Source organism: Paenibacillus aceris (assembly GCF_017874035.1).
Classification (GTDB): domain Bacteria; phylum Bacillota; class Bacilli; order Paenibacillales; family NBRC-103111; genus Paenibacillus_E; species Paenibacillus_E aceris.
The window spans coordinates 1-15,119 of sequence record NZ_JAGGKV010000023.1 but is presented as its reverse complement, the minus strand read 5'-3'; the positions used below and the strand labels follow the sequence as shown (position 1 = coordinate 15,119).

14 protein-coding genes are annotated in these 15,119 nt (G+C 45.5%); 6 read left to right on the top strand and 8 right to left on the bottom strand.

What is annotated here, in order from left to right:
- The first annotated feature begins 6 nt into the window (after positions 1-6).
- Together J2Z65_RS28405 and J2Z65_RS36200 are read left to right on the top strand one after the other, a co-directional pair.
- A complete protein-coding gene (locus tag J2Z65_RS28405; RefSeq protein ID WP_167066631.1) occupies positions 7-486 on the top strand; it encodes a hypothetical protein in 480 nt (159 codons plus the stop codon).
- Between the two features lie 25 nt (positions 487-511).
- Positions 512-1,006 carry a stalk domain-containing protein gene (locus J2Z65_RS36200; protein ID WP_420850881.1) on the top strand — a complete coding sequence of 165 codons (495 nt, stop codon included), beginning with the start codon at positions 512-514 and terminating at the stop codon, positions 1,004-1,006.
- Between the two features lie 85 nt (positions 1,007-1,091).
- On the opposite strand, the gene J2Z65_RS28395 is transcribed toward J2Z65_RS36200, so the two are convergent.
- Positions 1,092-1,838 (bottom strand): SDR family NAD(P)-dependent oxidoreductase, encoded by a 747-nt coding sequence (locus J2Z65_RS28395; RefSeq protein ID WP_167066664.1) that lies wholly within the window; start codon positions 1,836-1,838, stop codon positions 1,092-1,094.
- A 126-nt stretch (positions 1,839-1,964) separates the two neighbouring features.
- Here J2Z65_RS28395 and J2Z65_RS28390 point away from each other — a divergent pair, with 126 nt between their 5' ends.
- Both J2Z65_RS28390 and J2Z65_RS28385 read left to right on the top strand, forming a co-directional pair.
- On the top strand, positions 1,965-2,909 hold the full coding sequence (locus J2Z65_RS28390; RefSeq protein ID WP_167066661.1) for a LysR family transcriptional regulator: 945 nt from the start codon (positions 1,965-1,967) through the stop codon (positions 2,907-2,909).
- 4 nt (positions 2,910-2,913) lie between these two features.
- The gene (locus J2Z65_RS28385) at positions 2,914-3,069 is read left to right on the top strand and encodes a DUF3934 domain-containing protein (RefSeq protein WP_167066658.1); all 156 of its coding nucleotides are present in this window, start codon (positions 2,914-2,916) and stop codon (positions 3,067-3,069) included.
- A gap of 41 nt (positions 3,070-3,110) precedes the next feature.
- On the opposite strand, the gene J2Z65_RS28380 is transcribed toward J2Z65_RS28385, so the two are convergent.
- From J2Z65_RS28380 to J2Z65_RS28360, 5 genes are all read right to left on the bottom strand, one after another.
- Positions 3,111-4,856 carry a glycoside hydrolase family 35 protein gene (locus J2Z65_RS28380; protein ID WP_167066655.1) on the bottom strand — a complete coding sequence of 582 codons (1,746 nt, stop codon included), beginning with the start codon at positions 4,854-4,856 and terminating at the stop codon, positions 3,111-3,113.
- Positions 4,857-4,896: 40 nt separating this feature from the next.
- Positions 4,897-6,153 carry a Gfo/Idh/MocA family protein gene (locus tag J2Z65_RS28375; protein WP_167066652.1) on the bottom strand — a complete coding sequence of 419 codons (1,257 nt, stop codon included), beginning with the start codon at positions 6,151-6,153 and terminating at the stop codon, positions 4,897-4,899.
- 80 nt (positions 6,154-6,233) lie between these two features.
- A complete protein-coding gene (locus tag J2Z65_RS28370; RefSeq protein WP_240160019.1) occupies positions 6,234-7,826 on the bottom strand; it encodes an extracellular solute-binding protein in 1,593 nt (530 codons plus the stop codon).
- Between the two features lie 63 nt (positions 7,827-7,889).
- Positions 7,890-8,774, bottom strand: a complete 885-nt coding sequence (locus J2Z65_RS28365) for a carbohydrate ABC transporter permease (RefSeq protein ID WP_240160018.1) — start codon at positions 8,772-8,774, stop codon at positions 7,890-7,892.
- A 36-nt stretch (positions 8,775-8,810) separates the two neighbouring features.
- On the bottom strand, positions 8,811-9,782 hold the full coding sequence (locus J2Z65_RS28360) for an ABC transporter permease (RefSeq protein ID WP_167066646.1): 972 nt from the start codon (positions 9,780-9,782) through the stop codon (positions 8,811-8,813).
- A gap of 228 nt (positions 9,783-10,010) precedes the next feature.
- Here J2Z65_RS28360 and J2Z65_RS28355 point away from each other — a divergent pair, with 228 nt between their 5' ends.
- Positions 10,011-12,236, top strand: coding sequence for a helix-turn-helix domain-containing protein (locus J2Z65_RS28355; protein WP_240160025.1), 2,226 nt, complete (start codon positions 10,011-10,013; stop codon positions 12,234-12,236).
- A gap of 67 nt (positions 12,237-12,303) precedes the next feature.
- Here the strand turns inward: J2Z65_RS28355 and J2Z65_RS28350 are convergent, their stop codons facing one another.
- Positions 12,304-12,516 (bottom strand): alpha/beta-type small acid-soluble spore protein, encoded by a 213-nt coding sequence (locus J2Z65_RS28350; protein ID WP_167066640.1) that lies wholly within the window; start codon positions 12,514-12,516, stop codon positions 12,304-12,306.
- Positions 12,517-12,592: 76 nt separating this feature from the next.
- The gene (hflX, locus tag J2Z65_RS28345) at positions 12,593-13,858 is read right to left on the bottom strand and encodes a GTPase HflX (RefSeq protein WP_167066637.1); all 1,266 of its coding nucleotides are present in this window, start codon (positions 13,856-13,858) and stop codon (positions 12,593-12,595) included.
- 428 nt (positions 13,859-14,286) lie between these two features.
- On the opposite strand from hflX, the gene J2Z65_RS28340 reads away from it, so the two are divergent.
- Positions 14,287-14,742, top strand: a complete 456-nt coding sequence (locus J2Z65_RS28340) for a GNAT family N-acetyltransferase (protein WP_167066634.1) — start codon at positions 14,287-14,289, stop codon at positions 14,740-14,742.
- The last annotated feature ends 377 nt before the right edge of the window (positions 14,743-15,119 follow it).

Here is a 15,119-nt window from a genome sequence, read left to right as displayed (position 1 = left end):
CGCAGCATGAAAACTTATCATCGACCCAAAAGAAAACACGGCCGCGTTAATGAAGGACAGAAAGGACAATATGAGTCGTCGCCGACGATCGCCGCTCAAGCAAAAGCTAGTCTAGGAACACCAGTATGCGTAGTACTCAAGGATGGTTCTTTATATTATGGCGTTCTGAAAGAAGTGCAAGTCAATCAAGTCATTCTTCAAGGGTTCAAAGGCACCAAAAAGCTTCCACGGAATAAAGTTAGATCTAAAGCTCATATATCAAGTTTTGGTGGTTTGGGTAATATGCTTGGGCTTCTTGGTGGTGGAGGACTTGGAGGATTATTTGGAGGGGGTTCAGCAGGTGGATTACTGGGGGGGCTTGGTCAAGGTGCAGCCAAAAACGCAGCTGGGTCAGGTGGTTTGTTTAGTAACATAGGTAGCTTTATGAAACTTGGGATGGGTGTTATTCAATTTATTATGCCATTGATGAAAAATTTTTCGATTTAAAAGTTGATTAGCCAACTAAGCCGCTATTACCGGACACGCGCTACTCAGCACATATCAAGAGACCGAACCCGCACCATCGGTTGGTAAGCAACTGCTTCATGCGGATTCGGTTCTGTATACAAAACAAACGGAGACAACAGGTCCGCTTTCCCACGTCGTTACTTTCAAGCTTAACGAAAGCGCGTTTACGTTAGACGGTATCAAGTTACCGGCGAAAATGGAGCCTGTCATTATCGACGGTTCCTCGTACATATGGGTTAGAGACCTGGCCGGCGCCCTCGGTGCTACCGTCGATTGGGATCAGGCCAAGCAAGCAGCTATTTACACCAAGAAGGGGAAGACGGTTACCTTCTTTACGACCAAGTCTTCCTATGCCTCTGGGAATGATGAACGAGATACGCTGACGCCTGCCAAGCTCTATTACGGCGCTACGCTCATTCCCGTTAGACTGATGTCCGAGGTGCTGGGTGCCAATGTGCAGTTCGACGATGTAACGAAGGTCATTAAGATTACCTATTAATCTTTATAAAAAAACTTAGACCCGCAGCTTGTTGCTGTGGGTCTCTTTGTGCTATTAAAGTTGAGTTGTCTTCGCTGATATCGAATTATGATGATAACGTTTGTCCACTGTCCACGGTTATAATTTGACCTGTCATTGCTTCTTGTTCCAAGGCTGCACAAATAAATTTGGCAATATCTTCAGGCGCTGCAATGCGCTGCAGCAGAAGATTTGGAGCTAATTTTTTCATTTGTTCTTCCCTACCAGCCCACCATCTTGTCTCGACGGCTCCTGGTACTACGCAGTTGACTCTAATATCCGGAGCTAAGGCGCGTGCTAACGATTTCGTAAGACCGTGAACAGCCGCTTTGGATACGGCGTATGGAAGAGAAGAGCCCAATCCTGTTTGTCCCGCTATACTGCCGAGATTGACGATCGCACCTTGTTTGTTATTTTTCATGAATGGGGCAACCGCTCGCGCACAGTAATACATTCCTTTGACATTCACATCATAAAGTTCGTCCCATACTTCTTCCGTTACCGCCTCCAGATCATGGAGCGGAATGTGCCGGGTAATACTGGCATTATTGACAAGCAAATCAATCGTCCCGAATTGTTGAACTAATCGATCAACCATTTTCCTGACTTCCTGGTCTTGAGAAACATCAGCTTGTATCGCAATTGCGCGCCCGCCGTTTCTATTGATGATTTGCGCAGTCTCTTCCGCATCGGATCTAGAGCGTGAATAATTCACCGCGACAGCAGTCCCCCGCTCAGCAAGTGCGATGCAAGCAGCCCTGCCGATCCCTGTACCGCCACCGGTCACAAGAGCCACTTTATTTTTCAGATTCATTCTGTCATCTCCTTTTGTTGCACCATGATATAAATGATTGTATGTTGCCATTTTAAATTTGTATAATTGAATTAATTGATTTGTACGTTCAAAAAAAATGAACCCTAGGCTAGGGGGGGGACTACGATGGATCTTAAAACATTAAAAACGTTTCAAATGATTGTGAAGCACGGCAGTTTTATCCGCGCAGCTGATGAAATGAACTATGTGCAATCTACAGTGACGATGCAAATCCAAAAGCTTGAATCCGAATTGGGCATTCAGCTTATTGAGCGTGGCAAAAAAATCAGTCTAACAGAAGCAGGCAGACTGTTTTATGATCAGAGTCTGCAAATAGTAAAAAATATCGATCAATTGCAAATGGATTTGACGGATTTGCAATTAGGTGAAAGGGGAAATATTCGTTTAGGGGTAACGGAGCCAACTGCAAGCTATCGCTTACCAGGTATTATAGAGAGGTTTTTAACAGAATATCCGAAGGTTCGTATTTCTTTAATTTTTGCCAATACACCAACATTGTGCGATCAGCTGCTCAAAGGGGATATTGATGTGGCTCTTTGTTCGACACCGGATCTGGGTTCCGATCTCTATTATGAACCTTTGTTTAAAGAAGAGTTTGTTGTCTTGATGCCGGAGAACCACCCTCTTGCTCAAAAAGCGGTTATTGCACCGGAGGATATTCGGGGACATCGTCTGCTAATTACATCAAAGATCTGTCCTTACCGCAGAAAACTGGAGATGGTCTTACAGGAATCAGGGAACATTCCCGTTGACACGATGGAGATAGGGAGTATGACAGCTTTGAAATTTTATGTTGAAAGAGGGCTAGGTATTGCCCTTGTGCCAGAGATTGTTTTGAACCCAGCGCCTACCGGAACTGCGATTCGAGCTATGATAGGAGATCCTATAGATATGACGTTCGGTATTCTCACCAAGGCATCCGAATATCCATTGAAACTGGCAAGCTCAAAGCTTTACCAATTTCTCAAGCAAGAGCTGCTTCAGACTGGATTTGACAAAAGACAATTTATCGATCAATCTATTAGAACACTTAAACCTGAAACGGAGTGATCGAATGAGTAAAGGCAAGGGAACTGGCAGAGGAACGGATAAAAAGGGATGGAACAGATGGCAGGTGAGTGCCAACAGGGCGAAGAGCGCACCCAAACCATACAAGAGCAAAGGTGTAAAAAAAGGTGATGACAACGTAACTGCTGGCAATAAAGGATAAAATAAAAGGAAGAAGGGGGGCATATGCCCCCCTTCTTCGCGTTACCCTAAATCCGGGGTATCCACTAGCATAATCTCAGGATTTATCACATCGTGCAATTCGAAAACAATAATCTCATTGCTGCCTTTGCGCAGCAGCGGACCCGGGACATACAGCGTTTTTTGCGGTCCACGCTCCCAATAACGTCCCAAATTGAAACCATTTACCCAAACAACGCCTTTCTTCCAGCCGTCGAGTCGAATGAACGTATCCGCAATTTCTTCAATCTCGATCGAACCTTTGTAAAAGGCTGGATTTTCGTTCGGCGTATCTTTAAAAGGCAAGAATTGCAGACTTGACACATTATCAAGCGGCAGAGGAGAAATGGTCCAATCAAATAGAAATTGACCGTTCAAACGAACACCCTCTGTGATGCCTTTTGAGTCTTTCAGCTTCGGACCATAGTTAACGCGTCCCATGTTCTCCACGAGAATATCGAGCTTGGCTCCGCCTACCGGGATGTCCAGCTTCAGTGATTGGGGAGCCCATCTTTCAACTGTACCGAGATAAGAACCGTCCACGAATACGATCGCACGGTCGTGCACGTCCTGCAGGTGCAACTGCATGTTCAGACGGGGACCAGTGACGTTTGTCGAGTACAGAATGAACCCGAAATCCTGCCCAACCTGCTCCATAGGCACCGGATATGTGCTTGTAAGTGGTGTTGAAAGCTGCGGTAAATTACTGAACAAGTCGGCTTTCTCCGTCAAACGGACGAGGCCATACTGCTTTTTCGCAATGGGTTCAGGCAGCTCGCATTCGCCTATGTCCATGTGTTTGGCTAAGATCTGTCGGACAGCATGGAATTTTGGCGTTATATCGCCGCTCTCAGAAAGCGGAGCGTCATAGTCATAGCTTGTGATCGTCGGCTCATAGGCATCCCCGTAATTAGCCCCATTGTAGAACCCAAAGTTCGTCCCCCCATGGAACATGTAAAAGTTCACCGATGCGCCTAAGTTCAGCATACGATCGAGTACGTCCGCTACATCATCCGCATCCCGAGTATGGTGTTTCTCCGTCCAGTGATCAAACCAGCCGTTCCAGTACTCCATGCACACTAGCGGCTCAGTCGGCCGGTATTCTTTGAATTTCTCGAACATTTCTTCCGGCTTTGATCCAAAATTGACCGTGGCTAGCACATCCGGCAGCGTGCCCCCCTGCAGCATAGAGTCAGTAGGCCCGTCAGAAGTGAATAAAGGTACATCGACACCGCGAGCAATAAGTCCTTGCCGCAAATGTTCCAAATAGGCCTTATCATTGCCGTAGCTGCCGTACTCATTTTCAATTTGCAAAGCGATAACGGTTCCGCCATTCGTACTAAGAAGCGGAATTAATTTGGGAATGAGCACATCGTAGTAGGCATCCACTTTTTGGAGAAATACCGGATCTGCGCAGCGAAGCCGGATGTCGGGATAACGAAGAAGCCATGCAGGCAGACCTCCAAACTCCCACTCTGCGCAAATATATGGACTCGGGCGAACGATAACAAATAATCCGAGTTCCTGCGCCGTTTCAATAAAACGGACAAGATCTGCCATCCCTTCAAAATGAAATACGCCTTCCTTCGGCTCATGCATGTTCCATGCCACGTAGGTTTCTACGGTGTTGAAACCGCAAGCCTTCAGCTTTTGCAATCGATCACGCCAATATTCGGGCACAACCCGAAAATAATGGATGGCACCAGCTACGATGCGGAAAGGTTGTCCGACCATCGAAAATTGTTTATCCCCAATTTCTAACTTTGTCATAGAATCGCTCCATTCTTATCTTGTTGAAAGTGTTCGCGCGTCATTGCGAAATAAAAGATTTGGCAAAATCATTGATGTCGATCGACTGTCCATGGTTCCGTCTCGACGCTTCGGCGGCAAATGCCATCATATGGCTGCGTACAGAAGCGGATGCGGAGGTAAGGCCTTCACCGCCGTTGTAGCTGCGAACTTCGCGCAGGAAGCTTTGAACGATCCCGGTATCGCCACCGCCATGACCGCTGTTCGGCACATGGACAGTAATGTCATTCACTTCCTGGGTGACAAAATCGTACAACGTTATTTTGTCATCATGTCCGCTGATTTGACCTTTCGTACCCATGATTTGAATGATCCGTTCCTGTTTCATCGTAAATCCGCTCATACTGAAAGTTGCCGTAGCGCCGTTCTCAAACTCCATATTGACCACCTGATGGTCAACTACATTGTTATCACATTTATACACGCACCGCCCATAAGGCGAAGTCTTGAGTCCTTCTACGATTGCTTCCTTGGATAAATCTTGAACAAAATGTCGGGCCCAGTTTTTTCCATCCCCCAAATAAAATCTCGTCGCCGAATATGGACATGTGGATTCTACGGCACATCCGTCAATACAGCGATCTGTTGATCCAACAGGCGCATTTCCAGAATGAAAATGCATCAAGGAACCATAAGAGCTTACACGGACGCAAGGCTGGTCCATAAGCCATGAAAGAACGTCCATATCATGACATGATTTGGATAAAATCATCGGGCTGGACGTATCGGAGTTGTTCCAATTGCCGCGAACGAAGCTGTGGGCGATATGCCAATAGGCTACGTTCTCGTTAAGCTGGATGGATACGACTTCGCCAATGCGTCCTTCCTCAATTAACCGTTTGATCGTCGACCAAAACGACGTGTAGCGAAGAACGTGGCAGATGGATAGCAGACGGTTGTTTGCCTTGGCTGAAGCCTCCATTGCGAGGCATTCCTTAGGGTCAGGGGACATCGGCTTTTCCAAAAGTACGTGATAGCCTTGATCCAGTGCTTTAACGGTAGGTTCAAAATGCATATTATCCTGTGTGCAGATGAGCATAATATCCGCGAGCTTGGACTGTGCGAACAACTCATCCCACGAAGTAAAGCAGCGATCTTGCGGAATCTGATGCGTCGCAGCAAATTGATCCCGTCGATGTCCGTCTGGTTCGACGATGGCGACAAATTTTAATTCATGCGGATAATCGAGCGCGTAAGGCGCATAGCTATGCGCGCCGCGGGCACCGGCTCCGACTAAAACAGCTGTTAATGTTTGCATTGCGATTTCCCCCTATAAATGCCAAGAGGCTGCCCGAGTATCATCCTCCGATGACGCCTGGGACAGCCTCCTAGTTCAGATTATTTCCATTCGCCTTGGATATTGCCTGCCTTCAGCGCTTTATTCACTTCGTCAATCATCTCTTTACCGCCTTTAGCCATATATTCCTGCACCATTTTGTCCCAGTCGGTGAGCGGTCTTTGGCCGAAAATCATCTTGGTCGTCTCGTCAGTAATGTATTTGGCCAAGTCAGCGTTTTTCTCCATGAGAATCGGGGAGATGATCCGGCTGGTCGGGTCCACATAAAACTTCATGCCGTGCAGCATATCAGCCAATGTCTGTTGGAACTTGCTTTCTTCCGGCGTCTTAGCGACTTTGGCGAAATTGAACAAGTCTTCGTCATCCTTCACCCAACCGCCGTCCTTAATATAGGCGTTCGGTGCAACAGTCGAGCGGTTTTCAGCAATTGGTTGCGCGATGTTATTAACCATCTTGTAGCCTTTGCCTTCGCCGCCATTCATCCAATCGAAATCTTTGTTTTGCGGATTTTTCTCAGCGGCCGGTATGTTTTTATGGAAATAGTCGATCATTTCGAGAATGCGTTTTACTTTCTCCGGTTCATTTTTCAACTTAGAGGAAATCATATACATCCGGTAATAGCCGCCGCCGAGCGTAAGGCCTTGCGAACCGTCCGGTGCCTTGAAAGGGGGAATCGGAACGACTTCGGCTTTCGGATCGTTTTGCTTGAGCGTATCAAACACAATGCCGTTGCTGCCGCTATTTCCCGGTTGCTCGTACCAAATGCCGACTTTTCCGGCATTAAACGCTTTGAAAACGTCCTTATACGCCGTTACGGCCCAGTCTTTGTTTAGAGCGCCTTGCTTTTGCAGATCAGCCAAAAATGCAATTTTTTCCTGATTCCCTTTCGAGATAATTCCAGGGATGTACTGACCGCTTTCATTTTTGTTATACCAAGAGAAATTAGCGTAATAAGAGCCGAAGGACGGATCGTAATAGATGCCTTTTGCGAGTCCGAGTCCAATGGTATCGGCTTTGTTGTTGCCGTCAGGGTCGTTTTTCGTGAAGGCGATGGCAACTTGCTTTAGTTCCTCATAGTTCGTCGGCATCTTCAGGCCGAGCTTGTCGAGCCAATCTTTACGAATGAGCGGCTTTTTCCCGCCTTTAGGGGAGAAATAAGTTGGAATGCCGTATACTTTGCCATCTACTTTAAAGGCATCCCACGTAAAACTTGGAACAGCTTTCATTGATTCATACTGCTGTAAGAAATCGTTAAGCGGCAGGAATGCCCCCTGTTGCGACCACTTCAAGTAATTGGCGTCGACTGCCTCCATGCCGATTACGTCCGGAAGATCGCCGGAAGCCATCTTAACCGCGAGTTTTTCATCATAGGTATCGAAAGGCACGAATTGTGATTTAAAGTCTACATTAAATTTCTCGTTGATTTTTTTAACGGCTTCGCTGTCTGGCCCTGGAACCGGTTCTTCCCACGTGCCGTCGAACCAATTAATCGTAAACTTTTGATTCTTAGTTGCTGCCGCAGTTTCACCCGCTTTCGCGCTTTCTTTCGGGCTTGCCTCCGGATTCGTTGCGCAGCCTGTTAGACCGCCGACTAGTGTGACGGAAAGTAATATGGTTACGAGATTTTTTTTCAATGTCGAACCCTCCCTGGTTTTTAGAAACATGACGTTCATTCTAGTAAAAAGGTAAGCAGATTCTTATCCTTTGACCGAACCCAGCATCACTCCCTTAGCAAAATGTTTTTGCAGAAACGGATAGAGCAGCAAAATAGGAATCGTAGCGATCAATATCGCAGCCATGCCGATAGTTTCAGCCGGGGGTGCATTTTGCGCGAGAGCCGCCTGTTGTCCGTCGGAGAGCGAATCGAGTTTTTGGCTCAAAATTACAATTTGCCGCAGAATGACTTGTACAGTCCATTTGCTTGGATCACTGATATAGATTAGCGCAGAGAAATACATGTTCCAATTGTTTACCGCATAAAACAAACCGAATGCCGCTAAAGCAGGCTTGGAAAGCGGAAGGACAATCCGCGAAAAAATTTGCAGATCGTTGGCTCCGTCAATAACGGCCGCTTCCGTCAGCTCCTGGGGTATGCCCGTAAAAAACTGTCGCAATACGATTAGGTTGAATGAATTAATCGCCCCAGGAATGATCAGCGCCCAGTAACTATCGAGCAGATGCGTCGCTTTGACCACCATGTAAGTAGGAATGATTCCTGCGCCGAAGACGAACGTAAACAGCACAAGGAATACATAAAACCGTTGGCCTAAGATACCTCTCGTAAGTGCGTATGCCATCATGGAGGTAAGAAGCAGACTGAACAATGTTCCCGCTATCGTAACATAGGCAGTAACGCCCAGGGAGCGGACAAACACTTTCGATTTAAAAATGTACTGATAAGCATCCGCAACCATATGCGTCGGGAAAAGGACAAATTCCTTGGTTACGTACTCTGAATACGAGGTTAATGAGATCATGATCATATAGTAAAACGGAAACAGCATAACAAGTCCGATGACGGAAAGCACTGCGATATTCAAGGCATTCCCCGCTGTTTCAGATAAAGACCGATGCTTGGCCAATTCTTACACCTCCTGCAAGCTTTGCGTATGAATGCATCAATAGACGCCGTCTTCGCCGAAACGTTTTGCCAACTTGTTAGCCCCTACAATCAAAATCAATCCGATCAACGACTTGAACAAACCTACGGCAGTTGCAAAGCTGAAATCGGATTTCTCAATGCCTTTGAAGTAGACGAACGTATCGATCACGTTGCCGCTATCCATGTTTAACGAATTCAGCATTAAGAAAATTTGTTCGAAACCAACATCAAGTACGCTGCCGAGACGAAGAATTAGCAAAATGACGATTGTGCCGCGAATCGATGGCAAGGTGATATGCCAAATTTGCCGCCACTTGCTTGCGCCGTCAACAACAGCTGCTTCATACAAGCTTGGATTGACTCCCGCTAACGCAGCGAGAAAAATGATCGTTCCCCAGCCGGATTCCTTCCAGATCACTTCGAGCACAATGAGCGGCATGAACCAGCCCGAAGATGTTAAGAACGGAGTCGCATCCATGCCGAACGCAGCGTGCAGCAGCTTATTAACAATCCCCTCTGATTTAAGAAAAACTGTTACGATCCCAATGACGACAACCCACGATAGGAAGTGAGGCAAATAAACTAGCGACTGAATCAAGCGCTTGAACTTCTCGTTTCGCACTTCATTTAACATCATCGCCAGCAGGATCGAGACCGGGAAAGCGAATACAATTTGTAAAAAAGACAAATACAACGTGTTCCAAATGACGCGTATGACTTCTTGGTCCTCGAAAATCTTTTTAAAATGTTTAAACCCTACCCAATCACTGTGCAGAAATCCTTTAAACGGGCTGAAGTCTTGAAACGCAATAATGTTTCCTGCCATCGGAACGTATCTATAAATGATGAAATATAGAAGTCCCGGCAAAAGCAGCAGGAATAAGTAGCGTTCCTTCCATAACCGGGCCGAAATCGAGCGCCTTTTGTTCGCTTTGCGCGCCGTATCGGCGGCAGCACGAAATCCCGTTTCCGCCGTCTTGATGTCCATGTTGGAAATCCCTCCTTTTCTGAGCAACGGATAAGATAGTCTTGATTTCTGTTGATATTGCCATGTTATAATGATTACTGCTTCCTGGAAATCGGTATTTATTTAGAATTGCCGCAAATTTGCGGGTTTTCGTAAAAATGCATAGTTTTCGAAAATACGACTAGCACGTCTAACAGAGCCTTACGAAATGAGTTTTCTTGCGGAACTTGAAGGAGGGGAAGCCGCTTGATGAAGAGTATACTGCAATTAAAACTCAAAACCCGTTCCATCATGACGAAGCTATTGCTGAGCTTTTTGGCAATCATTGTACTCTTCGTTTCATTTAATTTAGTATCACTCGTTTTGTTCCGCAAAAGCATTCACGATGAAATTATCAAATACAACGATGCCAATCTTTCGCACACGGCGCAAAGTTTCGAACAGTATTTCCAATTGTTGAACAACGTCATTGTCAGCATGTACTTGGACGATCATATCCTGCAGCTTAAAGGTCCGAATGTAGATTATGTAGCAGCCGGAGCTGTTATGGATGATGTGCGAAGTAAAGTGAACAATCAACAATTATTTTTGAACAACTTATTTGTTTACGATGTCAAGCATTCGCTTGTTTTGGAGCAATTGCGGGGGAGCAGTCTCGAAGTCATGTTCTCCGAACACTATACTAGCCCGATCTATACGTCTGAATTTTGGAAAAAGGAATTTGCCGAGCCGTTCAGCACTAAACTGTACCCAGCGGCAACCTTTACCGGAATCCAGACAAATCCGACTTCGCAAACTGGCTTGGTTTTTCCTTATATGGTCAAAAGCAAGCTGTATCCTGACTTCGTCATGCTCGCTTTTATCGATGTGGAAAAGCTATATCACGCCTACCATCAGTCCATTAATGATAATTTTTATATTTTGAGTCCGCAAAATGAACCTCTTTTTTCATCCGATCAAACCGGCAAGCGGGAGCTTCCTGCCTTGGAGCCTGGAAAGGGCTGGGTTAAGAGCGGCGGTAGTTATTATTTTTACGAAAAAGGCGAGTTCAGCGGCCTTACTTATATTAATATTGTGCCAGATGCAAGTATTTCAGCACGAATCGTACGCCTCAATGTTACCTTGTTAGTGCTGCTCATTGTGGCGGTGGCGATCAGTGTGCTGGTATCCGTATTTTTTAGCAGGCGGTTCAATAACCCCGTGAAGAAAATCGTCGAGTCCATTCGGCATTTAAACGAAAAGAAGGATTCCGATGGGAAAGCGGCCAACGAATTCGAGATCATCAATGAGAACATCGGAAGGATGCTTCGGATGAATCAGGAAGCGTTAAGCGATCTTGAGGAGAAAAAGAGCCTCCTGCACTACTATACCCTCATGAGCCGTCTCAAACGCATTCGCGTCGGGAATCAGGAATCGCTGCAGCAGATTGAATCGGACGAAAGGCCGTTTCGCTTCGCGCTGTTTCAGTTAACTTTCAAAGCTCGGTTTAAAGAAGAGATGTCCGGGGAGGAAGAGCGCGCGACTTCTTTTATTCGCGAATATGTCAATCAGGCGATCAGCGGAGAGATGAAAGGTGCGCAGACGCTGCAGATCGAGTCTAACCAAATTTTATCCATCATTTACTTGGATGAAGATGACACGCGCTTTACGGCGATGCTGGACAAAGTCAAAGAAGTGCTGGCAGCGGACAGCCAGTATTGTTTCTTTACGATAGCCGTTAGTTCGCGGTACGATCATACCTCGCAAATGACTGCCGCTTACGAGGAAGTCATTCAGATGATGAAGTTGCGGCCATTTGATGATGAAACATGCGTCTTAACGGCAGGACAAGTTCATGAGAAGAATTTCTTGCCTACAGCGGCATTAGAACATGAATTGAACGTTAATTTGCAAGAAGGTAACGATGCGCTTGCGATGCAGTCGCTTCACCGCATCGTGGCGCAGATGAAGAAAAAAGGCATCGGGACGGCACGTTTCCATCGTTTTGCGGAAGAGACGACTGACAAGGTGATACGTATGCTTCACGTAGGCGATAATGAAGACTTGTACAGGCTATCAGGATTCATTTCCTCGGTCTATACGGTTGAGCAGTTGGAACAATATTTCGAAACACTGGTCAAAGAGGCAACGAGACTTGTCCGGTTGAAGAAAGAGGAACGCGATCAGATCGTCAGTTTCGTGGAAAATTATACAATGGAGCATTACGCCGAGGATATCTCGCTCGAGTCGGTCGCGAGCAAGCTAAACATAACCGGCGGGTACTTGTCCACGTATTTCAAGGAAAAGACGGGAATGAATTTCGTTGACTACGTCAATGAGTTCCGAATCAAACAAGCGATGAATTTGCTTCAGCAATCGGAGATGAAAATCCAAGACATTGCAACGGCGACCGGGTATCAGTCGTTAAGTTCGTTTAACCGCACATTCAAAAAGTTCTCCGGAGTGACACCGAGTGAGTATAGGCGGTTGTTATAAAAAATGAAGTCGCCGGGTTTCCCAGGCGACTTCATTTGATTACGGATGCTATTTCTTACATAAAAGATTAACGGCTGTAGCCTTGTAACTGCTGCTCTGCAATTTGGACCAGACGTTTTGTAATGTTACCGCCTATGGATCCTGCATCACGTGTAGCGAGGTTGCCATTATAACCGTTAGGTTGAAGTTGAATTCCCAACTCCTGAGCAACTTCGAATTTCATTTGATTCAGTGCTGCTTTTGCTTGCGGTACTACTAAAGTATTGTTATTGTTAGCCATGATGTGATCACTCCTTTTCTTGGTGTAATCGTAGTTTGTGGAGTGTAAGGAAGTCTTATACATTATCTTTCATAAATTAAAGCTGCAAGAACACATCGCGATATTGTTCATAATCGGATACGCGGCACTCCAGCGTAAGACGAGTCCCATTCGGCTCGTAGTTTGTTGACTGAATATGAGCATGTTCATTGAAATAGGCCACCAAACGACTTTGCTCATAAGGAATAATGATTTCGCATTGCACGTAATTTTGGAAAATACGTTCGCGAATTAGTTGGGTAAGCTCCTCAATTCCCCGGTTCAACTCGGCAGACAGATACACGTGATCATCTTCTATCCGAGGGTACACATGTTCCGTCAAATCAGACTTGTTATAGGCATAAATGATTGGAATATGATCCGCCCCCAGTTCTTTCAATGTGTCATTTGTTACGTTAATATGCTGAGCGTACTCCGGGTTGGCGATGTCTACGACGTGAATCAGCAGATCGGCTTCAGTGACTTCTTCCAATGTAGAGCGGAATGCTTTAACCAGGTGGTGGGGAAGTTGGCTCACGAAACCTACCGTGTCCGTTAGCAAGAAGGTTTTACGATCAGGTAAGCTAATGCTTCGAACAGATGTCTCCAGTGTGGCGAACAGCATATCTTTGGTAAAGACTTGCTTAAGTGCTCTTGGATTGTACAACTCGATCATGGCGTTCAATAGGCTTGATTTCCCCGCGTTCGTATAGCCGACCAGGCAAATCACGGGCACTTCGTTCTTACGCCGCTGCTTTCGTTGCGTTTGGCGCCGGGCAACGAGCTTTTCCAACTCGGATTGCAACGAAGTGATGCGATCTTCGATTTTACGGCGGTCGAGTTCAAGTTTTGTCTCGCCAGAGCCACGATTTTTCAAACCGGCCCCGCCACCTTGACGGCCTAATGATTCGCGAAGTCCCACGAGTCTGGGAAGCATGTATTGGAGTTGGGCGACTTCGACTTGAAGTTGAGCTTCTCTAGTTTGAGCGCGCTCCCCGAAAATAGCTAGAATTAAGATCGTCCTGTCAATGACTTTGCAATCAAGCGAAGATTCCAGGTTTCGAATCTGGGAAGGGGTTAATTCATCGTTGCATATAACGACGGAAGCGTCTTTTTCTGTAATTAGCACACATAATTCTTGGATTTTTCCCGTTCCGATGTAATGAGACGGGTTCACACGAGCAACTTTCTGGCTAAGTTCACCTACCACAACCATATTGCACGCTGCGGCCAGATTGCTCAGTTCTTGCATCGAATATAAAAAATCAGGGCGGCTGATCAGATTGACCCCGATAATAATCGCTTTTTCATAATGTTGTTCCATTGTTCATCATCCTTTCAAGTTTTGAAGTAAAAAGAAACAACACAAGCAGAATGCTTGTGTTGTCAGCCGTTGAGAGGACATTGACTATCACAGTGAACGAAATAAAACAAACGACAGTTTGGCTTAAAGGATCTCTCACCTTATTTCAAACTGTGTTGCTTGATCACCGGAAGTTTCAACAATTCAGGGTTATAAATGGACAAACTTATCCTGAGTCCTCTGTACACTGACAGAATCTTGTGAGCGCTATTCCATTAGCCGCGCAAAGATCTAACTCGGATAAAATCTATCACACGAACCCCTCCGTTCCTTGAATTATTTTCATCGTAACACAATGACAAGCTCACTTGCATCACGAAGGAATGACTATAATCATTTTTTACTAATAGGGATAAATTTGAAGTTCATTCGACGGAGGGAGCGAGATTATGGATATTCGAAGACTCAATTTAAACGAAGAGCACCCGATTGAACTATTGTTAATGGCGGACCCATCTCGAAAGCTTGTTGAGGACTATGTCAAAAGAGGAGAGTGCTTTATTGCAGAAGAGAGCAATCAATGTATTGGGACCTATGTACTTCTTCCTACTAGACCAGAGACAGTTGAATTGGTGAACATTGCGGTTGCGGAAGAGATGCAGGGGAGAGGGATAGGGAGAAAGTTAGTTCTACATGCCATACATATAGCTAAGACAATGGGATATAAAACAATTGAGATCGGTACTGGGAATTCAAGCATAGGCCAATTAGCGCTATATCAAAAGTGCGGCTTTAGAATTGTCGGCGTTGATTTAGACTTTTTCTTTAGACACTACTCAGAAGAAATTTATGAGAATGGAATACAGTGTAGGGATATGGTTCGATTATCTCAAGATTTATGTTAAATGACAGAAACATTAAATTGGTGGCGAGCGGGCTACGGCTAATGTTTAGAATAACTGAGTTTCTGCTTCAAAAAGTGCTTGTGTTGCGTTGACGTACGTGGTATATTATGAAACCTGTCTGATTAAGTCTTATTCTTTTCGACCTGTTGAATCTAGTGAAAAATTAATTGAAAAAAGTGCTTGCAAAAGAGATTTCAACATGGTATATTACTTTTCGCTGCTTCGGTAACGCGGCAGTGAACGAAAGAAATTGATCTTTGAAAACTGAACAACGAGTGAGTAAAGCACAGTCGAGCAATCGACTATAAATGAGATTGCAAAATCTCGCTAGCAAGTCAATGAGTACAATTAAGCTTAAAATATGGGCCCCGGAAAAG